The following is a 16080-nucleotide window of genomic DNA, read 5'->3' as shown; positions in this document are numbered from 1 at the left end:
GCCTTCCGGCCAAGGATCCCGCATCCGGCCCGGGAGGCTTTTTTCATGCCCTCATCCCACCTTCACCCCGCCGTGCGGCCCGCGACCGCCGCCGATCGAGCCGCCGTGGAGCGCCTCTGGCTGATGTTCCGTCATGACATGTCGGAGTTCGGGGGCCAGTTGCCCAACTCCGACGGCACGTTCAGGAGCGAACGCCTCCACTCCGCCTTCCACGACCCCGGCTGGGCCGCGTACCTGATCACGAGCGCCGAGCGCCCTGCCGGGCTGGCGTTCGTCCGCGGCCTGTCCGGGCCGGTGCGGGTGCTGAACAGCTTCTTCGTGGTACGCGGCGCCCGCAGGTCCGGGGTCGGCCTGCGGGCCGTCCGCGAGGTCGTCGCCCGGCACCCCGGCCCCTGGGAGGTCGCCTTCCAGGACGCCAACGCGGGCGCCGTGGCCTTCTGGCGGCGCGTGGCCACCGAACTCGCCGGCACCGGCTGGACCGAGGAGCGCAGGGCCGTGCCGGACCGGCCGGACCTGGCGCCCGACGTGTGGATCTCGTTCCAGGCAGGTGGCCCCGCCCGCGTGCGGACGGGGCCACCCCCTAACGCGCGGGGGCGTAACCCGCGGGCCTGGTGGTGAACGTGCCGCGGCCCTGCGTACGGCTACGCAGCCGGGTCGCGTACCCGAACACCTCGGCCAGCGGCACCACGGCGGTGATCACGACCGTCCCGGCCCGCGCCGTCGAGCCCGAGACCCGGCCGCGCCGGGCCGCCAGGTCGCCCAGCACGCCGCCGGCCGCGTCGTCGGGCACGGTGACCGTGATCTCCACCACCGGCTCCAGCAGCTCCATGGCGCAGGCCCGCAGCGCCTCGCGCAGCGCGAGCCGCCCGGCCGTGCGGAACGCCAGGTCCGAGGAGTCCTTCGAATGCGTGGCCCCGTCGGTCAGCGTGACCCGCAGGCCGGTCACCGGGTGGCCGCCGAGCGGGCCGTCGGTCAGGGCATCGCGGCACCCTGCCTCCACCGCGCGCACGTACTCCCGCGGCACCCGGCCTCCGACCACGGTCGAGGCGAACTCGAAGCCGTCGCCGTCCGGCTCGCCGTCCAGCGGTTCCACGTCCAGCACGACGTGGGCGAACTGCCCGGCGCCGCCGTCCTGCTTGACGTGCCGGTACAGCAGCCCGGACACCCCGCGTACGACCGTCTCCCGGTGGGACACCTGCGGCCGGCCCACGGCGACGTCCAGCTCGCGGTCGCGCCGGAGCTTCTCCACCGCGACCTCCAGGTGCAGCTCGCCCATCCCGGACAGCAGCGTCTGCCCGGTCTCGGCGTCCGTGCGCACGGTCAGCGACGGATCCTGCTCGGCCAGCCGCGCCAGCCCGGAGGCCAGCCGGTCGGCGTCGGTGCTCCTGCGGGCCTCGACCGCCACGGACACCACCGGTTCGGCCGTGGCCGGGGGTTCGAGCACCAGCGGAGCGCCGGGCGCGCACAGCGTGGTCCCGGGGCGGGCCGACTTGAGTCCGACGACCGCGACGATGTCCCCGGCCACCGCCAGGTCCACCTCGGTGTGCCGGTCGGCCTGCACGCGCAGGATGCGGCTGACGCGCTCGGTGCGTCCCGCGCCGGTGTCCAGCCCCGTGACCAGCACCGTGTCCCCCTTCCGCATCGTTCCCGAGTACACCCGCACGTAGGTCAGCCGCCCGGTGGCGGTGGCGTTCACCTTGAACGCCAGCGCCGCCAGCGGCCCCCGCGGGTCGGCGGCCCGCTCCGCGCCGTCGCCGCCGCGCACCGGCGGCACGTCCAGCGGCGAGGGCAGGTACGCGACCACGGCGTCGAGCAGCGGCTCGATCCCGCGGTCGCGGTACGCCGACCCGCAGAGCACCACCAGCCCGGCGCCGCTGCGCGTGAGGTCGCGCAGCGCGCCGGCCAGCGTCTCGTCGGAGATCGACGGCCGCACGCAGAACTCCTCCATCGCGTCGGCGTGCAGCTCGGCCACCGACTCCTCAAGCAGCCTGCGCCGCCGCCGCGCCTCCGCCAGCAGGTCCTCCGGCACCGGCCCGGCGGAGCAGACCCCGCCGGCCCACACCAGCGAACGCATCCGCACCAGGTCGACGACCCCGGCGAACCCGTCCTCCTGCCCGATCGGCAGCTGGACCACCAGCGGCGCCTTGTGCAGCCGGCGGCGGATCGACTCGACGGCCGTGTCCAGGTCGGCGCCGGCCCGGTCGAGCTTGTTGACGAACGCGACGCGCGGCACGCCGTACCGGTCGGCCCGCCGCCACACGGACTCGCTCTGCGGCTCGACGCCCGCGACGGCGTCGAACACCGCGACCGCGCCGTCGAGCACCCGCAGCGAGCGCTCCACCTCGTCGGAGAAGTCGACGTGGCCGGGGGTGTCGATCAGGTTGACGCGGTGCCCGTCCCAGACGCAGCTCACCGCGGCGGCGAAGATCGTGATGCCGCGGTCGCGCTCCTGGGGGTCGAAGTCGGTGACGGTCGTGCCGTCGTGCACCTCGCCGCGCTTGTACGTGGCGCCGGCCAGGTACAGCATGCGCTCGGTGACGGTCGTCTTGCCGGCGTCGACATGGGCGAGGATGCCGAGGTTGCGGACGACGGCAAGGGAGTTTTCAGGTATTCGGGTACGCACAGCCCAAGACCCTTTCGGGAAGCTTCTTCAGCAGGACAGCGCGATTCCCCTGACGGAAGGCCAGGAGGCGGGTGTCGTCAGGGCGTCGTCCAGTGGCGGCCGCGCAGCCGGCACCGGGACGACGGAGACACCAGGATCACCTCGTAGCGCGACGGGGGAACGACGGCAGCGGTGCTGTTGCGCACGGCCGTACTCCTCTCCCTCGTCGATGATCAGTGGCGAGTGTAGTGAACGAGGGCGGGCGAAGAAAGCGATTTGTCGAAGGTGTGCGAGGTTCACCACGCGGTCGCCTCGCTGACCCCGATGTGCGGCTCACTCGTCATTTCCGCATGTCGACATAGGCGTGAGACGCTTTCAGGGAAGGACCCCGCGCCCATGACGATCTCTCTTGACACCGGTCGCTACACGATCGGCATGGCCGCCGGCCCCGCCGACGTCCAGGCCGCACAGCGGCTGCGGCACGAGGTCTTCGCCGAGGAGATGGGGGCGCGGCTCGACAGCCCGGTCTCCGGCCTCGACGTGGACAGATTCGACGCCTACTGCGACCACCTCCTCGTACGCGACGGCCGCGAGGTCGTCGGCACCTACCGGTTGCTTCCCCCGGGGCGTACGGAGCGGCTCTACTCCGACGGCGAGTTCGACCTGGGCAACCTCGCGCCCATCAGGAAGGGGCTGGTCGAGGCGGGCCGAACATGCGTGCACCCCGACCACCGGGGTGGCGCGGTGGTCGCGCTGATGTGGGCGGGCATCGCGCGCTACATGGTCTCCGGCGGTCACCAGTGGCTGGCGGGTTGCTGCTCGGTGCCCCTCGACGACCGGGGCGCGGTGGCCGCCGCCGTGGTGGACCGGGTGCCGCTCGGGCCGGAGGAGTACCGGGTCACGCCGCGCACGCCGTGGCGTTCCCGGGGCGCGGCGCACGCCGACCGGTTCGTGCTGCCCGCCCTCCTGCGCGGTTACCTGCGGCTGGGCTCGTGGGTGTGCGGGGCGCCCGCGCACGACCGGGACTTCGGCACCGCCGACTTCTTCGTCCTGCTCTCGATGGCCAACGTGAACACCCGCTACCTGCGCCACTTCCTCGGACAGCCACTGTGAACGCCGCCGTCGACGTCCTGGTGCCTGCCGCCACCCTCGAACCGGCCGGCACCCTCGAACCAGCCGGCACCCACAAAGTGGTCGGCACCCTCGACCCGGCCGACAGCCTCAACCCCTGGCGCCCGTTCGGCCCATGCACCGCGCAGGCCTGCGTGGCGCCCGCCGCCGGCGTGACCGGGCCCCTCCGCCTGGTGGCCCGGCTGTGCGCCGCGCTGTTCGTGGTGCTCGCCGGCGTGCCGGTGTCCGTCGTGGGACGGCTTTGGGTGGCGTGGCGGGCGAAGCTGACGATGGCCTGGGCGCGGCTGCTCCTGCGCGCGCTCGGGATCCGGCTGGAGATCACCGGCGCCCCGGTGGCCTCGGGCGGGGGCGCCCTGGTCGTGGCCAACCACGTGTCCTGGCTCGACCCGCTGGTCGTCGCGGCCACGCTGCCCTCGCGGCCGCTGGCCAAGCGCGAGATCGGCGAGTGGCCGGTCATCCGCACGCTCGCGAAGGGCTCGGGGGTGCTGTTCATCGACAGGGAACGGCTCTTCGCGCTGCCGTCCACGGTCGGGGCGGTCGCGGACGCCCTCAGGGGAGGCGACACCGTGGTCGCCTTCCCTGAGGGGACCACGTGGTGCGGGCGGGGGATGGGGCGGTTCCGGCCGGCCGTGTTCCAGGCGGCCGTCGACGCGGATGTCGCGGTCCGCCCGGCCAGGCTGCGCTACCGCGAAGGGACGGAGACCTCGACCCGCGCCAGCTTCGTCGGGGACGACTCGCTGCTCGCCTCCATCGTCCGGGTGGCCTCGACCCGCGACCTGGTCGTCGAAGTGACGCTGTTCGCCCCCGTACCGCCTGGGCCGTCCGGGGGCCGGCGGCCCGAGGCCCGCGCGGCGCTGGCCAGGACGGCCGAGGCCCGGGTCCGCACCCGGGTTGACGATCTTCCCCACAATACCGCCCGTTAAATCAGGTATGCGGGCTGGCAGTGACGCCAAGGATGTGCACGTGCGTCAGCCGTTGACCAGGGCGTCGCCGAGCGGCGTGCGCGCGTACGCCCAGCCGTAGGCCGCCGGCCGGCCCGCCCGATGGGCCACGTCCCGCTGCATGATCGCGCGCAGGCGCGGCCAGTCGGGGGAGAGGATCTCCGTCCAGAGCGCCTCGTACGCGCCGGCGAACCACCCAGCCCACCTTCGGACAGGCGCCGATGATCTTTGTTGGGGAACATCTCGCGGTCGTGATCGTCAACCTGAGATGCTACCCTCTTCCGGCCTGAGCATCCCCGCAGTGCTGTCTGTGCGCGCCGGGCTCGGGTGCTCAGAAGCCGACCGTCGAGTCATCGAGGGCGAAGGGCCGGGCTCCCTTTACGGACTTGACCGGAACCTCCGTAGGGCCCGCCCTCACCGGATACACTTCCCAACTCGGACGAAGGATGGGAGCGCTCCGCATGGGTTGGGAGATCAGGTTTCTAGGCCCGTGGGAGGTCATCCACGACGGCCAACCGGTCAGACTCACCGGACGAAGACGCGTCGGCGTTCTGGCCCGCCTGGCCCAGGACGCCGGCCAGACCGTCCACGCCGGTCAGCTCCTGAGCGACATCTGGGGCGACGGCGGCACCGCCACCGCCACCAAGCAGCTCCACATCGTCATCTCCAAGCTGCGCGAGACGCTCTCCCCTGAGCTCATCGCCACCGCGCCCGTCGGTTACCGGCTCGACCTCGACCGCGACCGGGTCGACGCGCTGCTCTTCGCCCGCCTGGCCAAGCGCGCCCGCACCGTCCGCGCCCACGGCGGCACCGCCGCCGCCGACGCCCTCTTCCGCCAGGCCCTGGGCCTGTGGCGCGGCGGCCCACCGCTGGGCGAACTGGCCGAACCCTGGGCCCGCATCGAAGCCGCCCGCCTCGAAGAAGAACGCCTGGCCGTCCTGGAAGACCACATCGACGTACGACTGGCCGCCGGCGACCACCACGCCGTCGCGGCCGAACTCGGCGTCCACGTCACCACGCACCCGCTGCGCGAACGCCCCGCCGCCCAGTTGATGCTCGCCCTCTACCGGGCCGGTCGCCTTTCCGAGGCCCTGGCCGCCTACCAGCGCACCCGCACTGCCCTGGTCGACGAGCTCGGCGTCGAGCCCGGCTCGGAGCTGCGCCGCCTGCAGCAGGCCATGCTCGTCAAGGAACCCGTCCTCGACCTGACCACCCCCCGCGCGGAAATCACCGGGGGCGAGCCCTCCGTCCCGGCCGAACTCCCCAGCGACATCCACGCTTTCACCGCCCGTGCCGGCGAAGTGTCCCAGTTACGTGAGGCCCTCGTCGGTCCGGCCGTGATCGTGATCGATGGGCCCGGCGGCATCGGCAAGTCCGCGCTCGCCGTCCACGTCGCGCACGCGGCCGCCGGCCGCTTCCCCGACGGCGTCATCTATGTCGACCTGCACGGCTCCACGTCCGGCATGGCACCGCTCACCCAGATGGAGGCGCTGCGTCACCTGCTGCGCTCCTTCGGCCTGGACGGCTCGGCCGTGCCGGCCGATCCCGGTGAGGCGGCCGCCCGCTACCGCTCCCTCACCACCGCCTCCCGCACCCTGATCATCCTGGACAACGCCCGCGACGTGTCCCAGGTCCGCCCGCTCATCCCGGCCGGCCGCGGCTGCCGGACCCTCATCACCAGCCGCGACCCCCTGGTCACCCTCGACAACGCCCGCCATCTGCGGCTGGGCCCGTTCGCCGACGCCGACGCCGCCACCCTGCTGGCCCGCCTCATCGGCCCCGACCGCGCCCGCGCAGAACCGGAGGCGGCCGCGCAGATCGTGCGGCTGTGCGGCGGCATCCCGCTGGCCCTGCGCATCGCCGCCGCCCGTCTGGCCGCCCGCCCCGACTGGACGCCGGCCGACCTGGCGACGCGGCTGGCCGACGCCACCCGCCGCATGGACATGCTCGAATACGCCGACCTGGCCGTGCGCGCCAGCATCTCCGTCAGCCACCACCACCTGCGCGAGGAACCCACCGGCCGCGACGCCGCCCACCTGCTGACCTTGCTCGGCCTGCTCGACCTGCCCACCCACACCCCGGCCGCCACCGCCGCCCTGGCCGGCTGGCCCGCTCACCGCGCGGAGGCCGCCCTGGAACGGCTGCTGACCGCCCGCCTGCTCGAACCTGCCGGCCTCGACCGCTTCCGCTTCCACGACCTGGTCGGCCTGTACGCCCGGGAACAGGCCGAACAGGACGAACCCGCCGACGAGGCCGCCGCCGCGGTCCGTCGCGTGCTCCACCACTACCTGGCCACCGCCCAGCGCTCCGCCGTCTGCATCGCCGGCTCCGCCGCCCACGCCTTGACGATCCACGTGGAGCAGCCCGGGCTGGAGCTCGCCTCCGCCGAGGAGGCCCAGAACTGGGCCGAGTCCGAGCGCGAGAACCTGCTCGCCCTCGCACGGCAGACCGCGGCCGACGACGCCGCCGCCGGCCTGGCGGAGGCGATCCGCTGGCCGTTCTCGGCCCGTGGCTGGTTCGCCGAGGCGATCGAGGCCACCGAGCTGGCGCTGCAAGCATGCACCGAGCTGGGGGACCGGGCCTCGATCCTGCAAACGCTGGGCTCCCACTACCAGGAGTTAGGCCGGAACGAGGAGTCGGTGCGCGTCCTGAAGGAATCGCTGGAGCTCTGGCACCACACCGGGCGCAGCGCGGCCGGAATCTACAACGACCTGGCCATCACCTACGCCATGATGGGCCGCCTCGAGGAGGCCCTGGAGGCCTGCGACCGCGCCCAGGCCATCACCGTGGAGGACGGGCGCCCCGACCTCGAGGCATTCGTCCGTAACAACCGGGTGCACGTCCTCTGTCGACAGGGCAGAACCGCCGAAGCCGTCGCCGAGGCCCGCCACGTTGTCGACTTCGTGAAGGACATGCCGGACATGTCCAGTTTCGCCGGCACCAACCGCGACACCCTGGCCGACGCCTACCGCGCCCACGGGATGCTCGCCGAAGCGGTGAAGGAATACCGCACGGCAATCGAACTGCAGCACGCGTTCGGGCACTCCGTGGGGCTGGCGACCACTTACTGGTGGCTCGGCCACACGCTCCATGACCTCGGGCGGGAGGAGCAGGCGCGCGAGTCGTGGCGGCAGTGCTTCGACCTGCTCTGCGAAGCCCGGCTCCTCGCCCGCAGCGAAGCGACCGCCCTCCTGGCCCAGCCCGTCCCCGACACCCCGGTCGCGATCAGGAACCAACTCTGAACGTGGACGTGCCCAAATCGGCTCGACGCCACGCCCGTGGTGTCCGGCCATGCCACCATCCTCGGCATGATGGAGATCCGCACCGAACGCGCCGCGCGCAGGTCCACGCCGCCAACCTGCCGTGGGCAGCGCTGGTTCCTTCTGTACGGCGAAGCCCGCGGAGGCGCGTCGAGAATCCGTTGACCGGCATCCCACTCAAATTACGGTCGCGACCGTAATCTCGGGCTCCTCCAGGAGGTCCCCGTGCGAGCACGGATCGCGCGCACCGTCGCCACGGAGCTGGTCTCCCACATACGGGACGGCCTCCGGGAGAACGTGATCCGCCAGACGGAGAGCATGGAACGGCTGCGGTCGGAGGACATGGCGGAGGTGGTCTCCTTCATCGTCCACGAGATTCTCGTCCAGGCCGGTGGGCAGACCCGGTAGCCGGTCGGCGCTGGACCTGGGGGTCACACGCTGCGCAGGACCGAGACCACGATGCCCAGCACCACGGCGCCGTCGCCGTCGATCACGTCGTAGGCGGGGTTGCGCGGTTCGAGAAGGACGTGCCCGCCGCGCCGGCGGAACACCTTGACCGTGGCCTCGCCGTCGATCATCGCGGCGACGATCTGGCCCGAGTGCGCCTCGGGCTGCTGCCGCACCACGACGATGTCACCGTCGCAGATCGCCGCGTCGATCATCGAATCGCCCCGCACCCGCAGGCCGAACACGTTGCCGCGCCCGGTGAGGTCGCGGGGCAGGGTCAGCATGTCGTCCATGTGCTCGTCGGCCAGGATGGGAGTGCCCGCGGCGATGTCGCCGACCACGGGCACGCTCACCAGGTCGCCGGCCGGCTCCGGCGCCGAGGCCCGCAGGAACAGGCGCACGTCGATCGGCCGGGTCATGGTCGCCCCCCGGCGCAGGAACCCCTGCTCCTCCAGGCTCCTCAGGTGCTTCGACACCGACGAGGACGACCGCAGCCCGACCGCGTCGCCGATCTCCCGGGAGCTCGGTGGGTATCCGTGCCTGACCACCCAGTCCCGGATCATGGCCAGAATGCGCTGCTGGCGCTGCGGCAGGGACGAGACGTCCAGGTACTCGAACGGGTCAGCGTCGTCGTAGGTGGTCACCTGCGAAATGCTAAGGCCGTATCGGCCGTTCAGTCGGCCACCTGGAGCACGATCTTGCCCTGGATGTGCCCCTGCTCGGCCCGTTCGTGCGCCTTGGCCGCGTCGCGGAGCGGGAAGACGGAGTCGAGGCCGACGCGGAGGCGGCCCTCGTCCATCAGCCGGGCCAGCTCCGCCAGCTGCGCCCCGTCCGAGCGCACCTGGCCCCCGCGCTTCTCGATGCCGCGCCTGGCCAGCTCCTCCTCGCCGTACTCCCCGAGGAAGACGGGGCTGTACACGCCGCCGTCCTTGATCGCCGGCAGCAGCCGGTACGCCCGGGGCCCGCTGACGCAGTCGAGCACGCAGTCCACGTCCCGCACCGCCTCCCCGGCCGCCTCCCGCGTGTAGTCGACGAACTCGGCCACCCCCAGCTCCTTCAGGAACGCCTCATGGCGCCCGGAGGCGACGCCGATCACGTGGCAGCCGGCGTCCTTGGCGAGCTGCACGGCGAAGTGCCCCACGCCACCGGCCGCCCCGTTCACCAGCATCCGGCTGCCCGGCGCCGGCTTGATGAGGTCGAACAGGAACTGGTACGCGGTGAGCCCGGCCATCGGCACGCCCGCCGCGTGCAGGTGATCGACGGACTCGGGCTTCCTGGCGAGGTCCCCGACGGGCGAGGTGGTGTACTCGGCGTACGCCCTGGCTCCCAGGCTCGGGAAGCGGAGGAGGCCGAACACCTCGTCCCCCACCTGCCACTCGGTGACGCCGGGCCCGAGCGCGGCCACGACGCCCGACACGTCGGTGCCCGGCGTGAACGGCAGGGGCAGCTCCGGCCGCATGTCCTCGGGGATGTCGGCGAAGCCCCTGCGGGCGTACCAGTCCGGCGGGTTCACCCCGGCGGCGTGGACGCGGACCAGGACCTCGCCGGGCCCCGGCTCGGGCCGGGCGATCTCCTCGTACGCGAGCACCTCCGGTCCCCCCGGAGCGTGGACGCGCACGGCATGCATGGTCGCGGGCATGATCTCTCCCATTTCCGAATCGGCTCCGGCTATGATGCGGAGCAGTGCTCCGAATCGTAACTGGAGCACTGCTCCGATTGTCAATGGGAAGGATTGTGCATGCCGGGCGAACCACCGGATACCGCTGCGCCGAAACCGTCCCCCGAGTTGCGCGCCGACGCGCGGCGCAACCGGGAGCGCATCCTCGCCGTGGCGCGGGTCGTCGTCGAGGAGCAGGGGACCGAGGCGTCCCTGCGCGACATCGCCCGGCGCGCGCAGGTCGGGCTCGGGACGCTCTACCGGCACTTCCCGACCCGGGAGGCGCTGCTGGAGGCGCTGCTGCGGCAGAGCTTCGACCGGCTCGCCGAGAGGGCGGAGGCCCTGGGCGAGAGCGCGACGCCGTACGAGGCGCTGGTGGAGTTCCTGGGGGAGCTGATCGGGGGCGCGGGCGTCTACCGGGGGCTGGCCGCGTCGATGATGGCCACGATCAGCGACGAGGGGTCACCGCTGCACGCGTCCTGCTCGGCGATGCGCTCGGCGGCCGGCCGCCTCCTGGAGCGCGCCCAGGCGGCCGGCCGCATCAGGGCCGACGTCGACGGGACGGACGTGTTCGCGCTGGCCAACGCGCTCAGCTGGATCACCGACCAGGCGCCGTCCCTCACCTCGCGCCGCGACCACCTCTTCGCGCTCGTCATGGCCGGCCTGGCCCCCGCCCGGTCATGAGGCGACGTGGCCGACGCGGAAGAAGCCGTCCGGGTCGTAGGCCCGCTTGACCTCGCGCAGCCGCCGGTAGTCGTCGGCCGTGAACGCCGCCGCCGTCCTGGAGGGGTCGGCCAGGAAGTTCAGGAACGTCCCGCCGTTGGCGTACGGGCGCAGCTCCTCCGCCAGCCCCGGCACGACGGTGTCCACGATGACCGACAGCTTCGTGCCGCGGTGGCCGACCGGACCGGCGTCCTGGCCCGGGCGGGCCATGGCGCCGCCCCAGTGGCGGATCTCGACGGTCTGCGCGTGCTCCGCGGCCCGCACCAGCGTGCCGATCACCTCGTCGGGCACCGTCTCGAACATGTCCATGTGCCGGTTCGGCGTGCCGCCCATGGAGGTGGCCGCGTACGTGCTGGGGCGCGTCTCGTCCAGCAGCGCCGGACCGGCCGCCCGCCACAGCGGCGCGAGCAGCCGCCTGGCCTGCGCCGCCTCGCCGGCGTGCACCACCTTGACCATGACGACGTGCCTGCCGCGCACCGGCTCCGGCGCGTCCTCCGGCATCCGCCTGAGCACCACCGCCGTGCTGATCTCGTCGGGGGCGCCGTCGATCCAGCTCCGGTACGCGGTCAGCGTCTCGGCCGCCGCCTCGATCGGGAAGTAGGCGAACCCCGAGAACACCCGCTCGACCGGGTAGAGGCGGAACTCCAGCGAGGTGACGACCCCGAACCCGCCACCGCCGCCGCGCAGCGCCCAGAACAGCTCGGGGTGGCTGTCCGGGCCGGCCACGACGTGCCGGCCGTCGGCCAGCAGCACCTCGGCGCGCACCACGCTGTCGGCCGCGAACCCGTGCCTGCGCGCCAGCCACCCGAGCCCGCCGCCGAGCGTGTAGCCGGTGACGCCGACGGACGGTGACGACCCCGACAGCGGCGCCAGCCCGAACGGCGCGGCGGCCGCGATCACCTCGCCCCAGCGCGCCCCCGGCCCCACCCGCGCGATCCGCCGGTCCGGGTCCACCAGGACCGAGGCCATGGGGCCGGTCCTGACCAGGACGCCGCCGTCGCACGCGGCGTGCGTGCCGTGCCCGGTCGCCTGCACCGCGAACGGCACCCCGTGCCCCCGCGCCGCCAGCAGCGCGCCGCGCAGGTCCCCCACGCCGTACGCCTCGGCCACCAGGGCCGGTCGGGCGTCCACGCTCGGGTTGAGCGAGCGGCGAAGCTCCTCGTACCCGGCCTCGCCCGGCAGGTGCACGGTCCCGGCGAACCCGGGAATCGCGATCTCGTCCTGGACGGTGTACGGCTGGCTCATCTCTCGGCCCTTCTCTCCTGTGATCTGAGATCACTGTGCTGGAGGGCGCTTACGGCTTCGTTCCCGTCGGCTTACCGCGGCCCTTAAGTCCCGAGGATCCTCGCGAGCAGGGGCGACAGAATCCGCCCGCCGTCTCCGTCTCCGGTACGCCGCGGGACGTACGATCCCGCGCGCCGCCGCCACCCGTCCTACTCCGCCGGTTGTACGGCCGGGTGCCATGAAGACTTCCAAGTTAGGTAAGGCTAATCTAATATTCCGTCGAGAAGCCTGCCGAGCGAGGAGCATTCATGCCCGCTGTCCCGCGACGTACCCTGCTTGCCGTCGGCGTCGCCACCCTGATCGGCGCCGGCGCCTGCGGTGGGACGGCCCCGCCGGCCCCCGCCGCCACGGCCGCCACGGCCGCGGGGCAGGGTGCCTGGACCTGGACCGACGACCGCGGCAAGAGCATCTCCCTCCCGCGGCGGCCCCAGCGCGTGGTCGCCCAGGCGGGGGCGGCGGCCGCGCTGTGGGACTTCGGCGTGCGGCCTGTCGCGGTGTTCGGCCCGCACCGGCTCAAGGACGGCGGCCGGGACCCCGAGGTGGGCGAGGTGGACATCTCCAAGGTCGAGTCGATCGGCAACGTGTGGGGGGAGTTCAACGTCGAGAAGTACGCCTCGCTCCAGCCCGACCTGCTGGTGGCGGGCATGTACCGGCAGAACACCCTCTGGTACGTCCCCGAGGAGTCCGTCTCGGCCGTCGACCAGATCGCCCCGTCGGTCGGCGTGCAGCTCAGCGGCAAGCCCCTCGTGGAGATCATCGAGAAGTACGGGCAGCTCGCCGCCGCGCTCGGCGCGGACCCGAAGGCGGCGCCTGTGGTCGAGGCCAGGAAGCGCTTCGACGCGGCCGGTGCCGCGCTCAAGGCCGTCGCCGCCGGGAAGCCAGACCTCAAGGTCATGGTGGTCACCGCCACGCCCGACAACCTCTACGTCGCCTACCTGCCGGACCATCCGGACATCAAGTACTGGGGAGAGCTCGGGCTGAACGTCGTCTACCCGGCCCGGCCCACTGAGAGCGAGGGCGGCTTCTGGGAGGTGGTGAGCTGGGAGAACGCCGACAAGTACCAGGCCGACGTGATCCTCGTGGACGCCCGCTCGCAGTCGATGAAGATCGAGGAGATGGCGAGGAAGCCGACCTGGGCCAAGCTCCCGGCGGTCAAGGCGGGCCAGCTCTACCCGTGGCACGCCGCCGAGCGCTACAGCTACCTCGGGTACGCCAAGGTCATGGAGGAGTTGGCGGCCGAGCTGGAGAAGGCCCGCGACGACCTCGTCAAGTGACGGGCACGATCTCGGCGCCGGTCAGGACGCCGTCCTCGATGGTGAGCAGCCCCAGCGTGCCGTGCGGCTGGCGGCGGCGGTCGGTGGGGGAGCCGGGGTTGAAGATGCGCAGGCCCGCGCCCGACTCGTCCAGCGGGATGTGCGAGTGGCCGAAGACGACCAGGTCCGCCTGGGGGAAGCGGCGCCGCAGGCGGTCGAGGCGCCCCTTGGCCGGGCCGCTGTCGTGGATCATGCCGATCCGCAGCCCGTCCAGGGTCAGCTCCAGCGTCTCCGGCGCCACCACGTCCGGGCCGTCGTTGTTGCCCTTCACGACGTGGACGGGGGCGTAGGCGGCCAGCTCGGCCAGCACGGAGGCCACGCAGACGTCACCCGCGTGCAGGATGACGTCCGCGCCGCGCAGGTGCTCGGCGACGCGGGGCGGGCAGGAACGCCAGCGCCTGGGCGCGTGCGTGTCCGACAACGCGACGACTCTCACGACCGTCTTCCTGCCCGCTCCTCGTCCGATCGACCCGCGCGGTCACGCGTACGGCTCCTCAAGCCAGGCCCGCCACCGCGGCCCCTCGTCCGGCCCGCCGAACAGCACGTGCGCGGCGATCATGGGGCCGTGGAACCCCTGGAGGAAGCGGTAGAGACCGTCCTCGGCGCGGATCCCGAGCGCCTGGGCGTCACGGAAGTACACGACCCCTTCCGTCGATGAAGGGCCGAACCGCACCCGGTCCCCGGGGGAGGGCGGGCCGCCGAGCGAGTCGTACAGGACCTTCCAGGCGCGCGGCCAGTCGTCCACGGGCGGCCCGAACTCCGTGACCGGCGTGCCCGTCCGGCCCGGGAAGCGGGAGAGGTATTCGACCAGCGTGGCGAAGAACATCGCGATCCCGTGCGACATCGCCTCGAACTCGTCCTGCCAGTCGTCCCCCGGCAGGAACCCGCTGGTCACCATGCGGACGAGCGCGCTGCCCCGCCCGCGGCCCTCGACGAGGAACTCGTAGGCGACGAACCGCCCGTCCTCCGCCTCCTCGCCGCCGTGGGCGAAGCGTTCAGGCCGCTCGGCGGCGGTCACGGGGGAGGCGGGCAGGTCCATCCCGCCGAACGCGGTCCGTACGACGCCGCCGGCCACCTCGTTGCGCCCCATGAACCACGAGTCGATGCCCGGCCCTGTCGAGATGGCCTCCCACACCTGCTCCGGCGTCGCGTCGACCACGGCCTCATGGGGGAGCTCGAACGAGTGGCCCAACGCTCAGCGCTCCTTCTTCACGGCGGGGTGGACGGCGACGATCACGCGATGATCGCGCCCGCCTTCAGCGGATTCATCATGATATTTGCTGACCAGTGAGGTCACGCACTGCGCCAGCTCCTCCGCGAACGCCGCCCGGTCGGCCGCCGACGCGAACCGTACCTCGCCGTCGATGGCGAACGTCGCCACCCGCTTCCGCGTCTTCGCGGCCCCGGTGACCAGCGTGCCGACGTCCCGGACGAGCTGCGCGGCCAGCGCCAGCAGCCAGCGCGCCGACAGCCGGTCGGGCGACCTGGCCGGGTCGGGCTGGACGGCGGCCAGCGCGTTGGGGGAGATGACGTAGGAGGCGGCGGTGGCCTGCATCACGCGCTCGGTGACGTTGCCCTTCCTGCGCTCCTCGACCAGCTCGACCAGGCCGTGCCGCTCCAGCGTGCGCAGGTGGTAGTTGACCTTCTGCCTGGCCAGCCCGACCTTGGCCGCCAGCGACGTGGCCGAGCCCGGCTCGACCAGCTCGGCCAGCAGCCTCGACCGCATGGGATCGAGCGACGCCTCGGCCGCCGCGGGGTCTTCGATCACCGCTACTTCATGCATGAAGGAACGATGGCACCGAAAAAAATCATCGTCAAGACAACCGCGTTGCTCGGCTCTCGGCGGCCGGGGACGAAGGCGCGGCTCGCGCGCCGGGACGAGCTAAGATCGACATGTGCGGGAGCCCGATGTCCACGCCATAGCCGCCCGACTGGTCGAGGTCCGCGGGGTCGTGGCCGTCGTCCTGGGCGGGAGCCGGGCGCGCGGCACGCACCGGCCTGACTCCGACGTCGACCTCGGCCTCTACTACCGGGGCCCGCTCGACGTGGACGGCCTGCGCGCCCTGGCGCGGGAGGTGACGGGCGAGCCGACCGAGGTGACCGAGCCGGGCGGCTGGGGGCCGTGGGTGGACGGCGGCGGCTGGCTCACCGTGGACGGCCGGCGGGTGGACTGGATCTACCGCGACCTCGACCGCGTCCGCCGCGTCTGGGCCGACTGCCGGCAGGGCCGCTACGAGATCGGCTTCCAGGCCGGCCATCCCCTCGGCTTCTACTCCCACGCCTACGCCGGCGAGGTCGCCCTGTGCCAGGTCCTCGCCGACCCCGCCGGCGAGCTCGCCGCCCTGCGGCGGGAGGTCACGCGGGAATACCCGCCCGCGCTGCGCCAGGCCCTGGTCAGGGCGCTGTGGGAGGCCGACTTCGCCCTGACGATCGGCGGCTACGGCGCCAAGGGCCGGGATCCGGCGTACGCGGCCGGCGCGCTGTTCCGCGCCCTCGGCGTCGCCTGCCACGCCCTGCACGCCGCCGACGGCGCCTGGCTGATCAACGAGAAGGGCATGGTCGCCTCGGCCGCCCGGCTCCCCTCCGCCCCGCCCGGGTTCGGCGAGCGGGCCCAGGCGCTGCTGGCGGAGGTGGGCCGCACCCCGGAGGAGATCGGCCGGACGATCGACGCCGCGGCGGGGCTGGTGGCGGACGTCCGAGCCGCCTGCGGATAGCCTGATCC

15 protein-coding genes are annotated in these 16080 nt (G+C 73.0%); 8 read left to right on the top strand and 7 right to left on the bottom strand.

Going from position 1 to position 16080, the window contains the following annotated elements:
* Positions 1-45 precede the first annotated feature (45 nt).
* A complete protein-coding gene (locus ACIBQ1_RS56970) occupies positions 46-618 on the top strand; it encodes a GNAT family N-acetyltransferase (RefSeq protein WP_397291525.1) in 573 nt (190 codons plus the stop codon).
* Here the strand turns inward: ACIBQ1_RS56970 and fusA are convergent.
* Positions 581-2623 (bottom strand): elongation factor G, encoded by a 2043-nt coding sequence (fusA, locus tag ACIBQ1_RS56965; protein WP_397291523.1) that lies wholly within the window; start codon positions 2621-2623, stop codon positions 581-583. The genes ACIBQ1_RS56970 and fusA overlap by 38 nt on opposite strands.
* Positions 2624-2998: 375 nt before the next feature.
* On the opposite strand from fusA, the gene ACIBQ1_RS56960 reads away from it, so the two are divergent.
* From ACIBQ1_RS56960 to ACIBQ1_RS56945, 4 genes are all read left to right on the top strand, one after another.
* On the top strand, positions 2999-3715 hold the full coding sequence (locus ACIBQ1_RS56960) for a GNAT family N-acetyltransferase (protein WP_397291521.1): 717 nt from the start codon (positions 2999-3001) through the stop codon (positions 3713-3715).
* Positions 3712-4656, top strand: coding sequence for a 1-acyl-sn-glycerol-3-phosphate acyltransferase (locus ACIBQ1_RS56955; RefSeq protein ID WP_397291519.1), 945 nt, complete (start codon positions 3712-3714; stop codon positions 4654-4656). Before ACIBQ1_RS56960 ends, ACIBQ1_RS56955 begins: the two co-directional genes overlap by 4 nt.
* Before the next feature lie 479 nt (positions 4657-5135).
* Positions 5136-7916: a BTAD domain-containing putative transcriptional regulator gene (locus tag ACIBQ1_RS56950; RefSeq protein ID WP_397291517.1), complete on the top strand. Its 2781-nt coding sequence runs from the start codon at positions 5136-5138 to the stop codon at positions 7914-7916.
* Positions 7917-8159: 243 nt separating this feature from the next.
* On the top strand, positions 8160-8342 hold the full coding sequence (locus tag ACIBQ1_RS56945; protein WP_397291516.1) for a hypothetical protein: 183 nt from the start codon (positions 8160-8162) through the stop codon (positions 8340-8342).
* Positions 8343-8365: 23 nt separating this feature from the next.
* On the opposite strand, the gene lexA is transcribed toward ACIBQ1_RS56945, so the two are convergent.
* A complete protein-coding gene (gene lexA / locus ACIBQ1_RS56940) occupies positions 8366-9025 on the bottom strand; it encodes a transcriptional repressor LexA (protein WP_327589071.1) in 660 nt (219 codons plus the stop codon).
* Between the two features lie 29 nt (positions 9026-9054).
* On the bottom strand, positions 9055-10020 hold the full coding sequence (locus ACIBQ1_RS56935; protein ID WP_397291513.1) for an NADP-dependent oxidoreductase: 966 nt from the start codon (positions 10018-10020) through the stop codon (positions 9055-9057).
* A gap of 99 nt (positions 10021-10119) precedes the next feature.
* Here ACIBQ1_RS56935 and ACIBQ1_RS56930 point away from each other — a divergent pair, with 99 nt between their 5' ends.
* Positions 10120-10722: a TetR/AcrR family transcriptional regulator gene (locus ACIBQ1_RS56930; RefSeq protein ID WP_397291512.1), complete on the top strand. Its 603-nt coding sequence runs from the start codon at positions 10120-10122 to the stop codon at positions 10720-10722.
* On the opposite strand, the gene ACIBQ1_RS56925 is transcribed toward ACIBQ1_RS56930, so the two are convergent.
* Positions 10717-12006, bottom strand: coding sequence for an FAD-binding oxidoreductase (locus ACIBQ1_RS56925; protein ID WP_397291510.1), 1290 nt, complete (start codon positions 12004-12006; stop codon positions 10717-10719). The two genes, ACIBQ1_RS56930 and ACIBQ1_RS56925, sit on opposite strands and share 6 nt — an antisense overlap.
* A gap of 287 nt (positions 12007-12293) precedes the next feature.
* Here ACIBQ1_RS56925 and ACIBQ1_RS56920 point away from each other — a divergent pair, with 287 nt between their 5' ends.
* Entirely contained in the window at positions 12294-13319 is a 1026-nt protein-coding gene (locus tag ACIBQ1_RS56920; protein ID WP_397291508.1) for an ABC transporter substrate-binding protein, read from the top strand.
* Here ACIBQ1_RS56920 and ACIBQ1_RS56915 read toward each other — a convergent pair.
* Genes ACIBQ1_RS56915 through ACIBQ1_RS56905 form a run of 3 tightly spaced genes read right to left on the bottom strand, consistent with a single transcriptional unit; the run spans position 13312 to position 15141 of the window.
* A complete protein-coding gene (locus ACIBQ1_RS56915) occupies positions 13312-13794 on the bottom strand; it encodes a metallophosphoesterase family protein (RefSeq protein WP_397291506.1) in 483 nt (160 codons plus the stop codon). The two genes, ACIBQ1_RS56920 and ACIBQ1_RS56915, sit on opposite strands and share 8 nt — an antisense overlap.
* Positions 13795-13836: 42 nt before the next feature.
* Positions 13837-14550 carry an SRPBCC domain-containing protein gene (locus ACIBQ1_RS56910; protein WP_397291504.1) on the bottom strand — a complete coding sequence of 238 codons (714 nt, stop codon included), beginning with the start codon at positions 14548-14550 and terminating at the stop codon, positions 13837-13839.
* Between the two features lie 3 nt (positions 14551-14553).
* Positions 14554-15141: an ArsR/SmtB family transcription factor gene (locus tag ACIBQ1_RS56905; RefSeq protein ID WP_397291502.1), complete on the bottom strand. Its 588-nt coding sequence runs from the start codon at positions 15139-15141 to the stop codon at positions 14554-14556.
* A gap of 112 nt (positions 15142-15253) precedes the next feature.
* Here ACIBQ1_RS56905 and ACIBQ1_RS56900 point away from each other — a divergent pair, with 112 nt between their 5' ends.
* Positions 15254-16072 carry a nucleotidyltransferase domain-containing protein gene (locus ACIBQ1_RS56900; protein WP_397291500.1) on the top strand — a complete coding sequence of 273 codons (819 nt, stop codon included), beginning with the start codon at positions 15254-15256 and terminating at the stop codon, positions 16070-16072.
* Positions 16073-16080 lie beyond the last annotated feature (8 nt).

The sequence above is a fragment of the Nonomuraea sp. NPDC050153 genome, assembly GCF_044460125.1.
Lineage (GTDB): Bacteria > Actinomycetota > Actinomycetes > Streptosporangiales > Streptosporangiaceae > Nonomuraea.
This window is presented reverse-complemented; position numbering and strand designations above follow the sequence as displayed.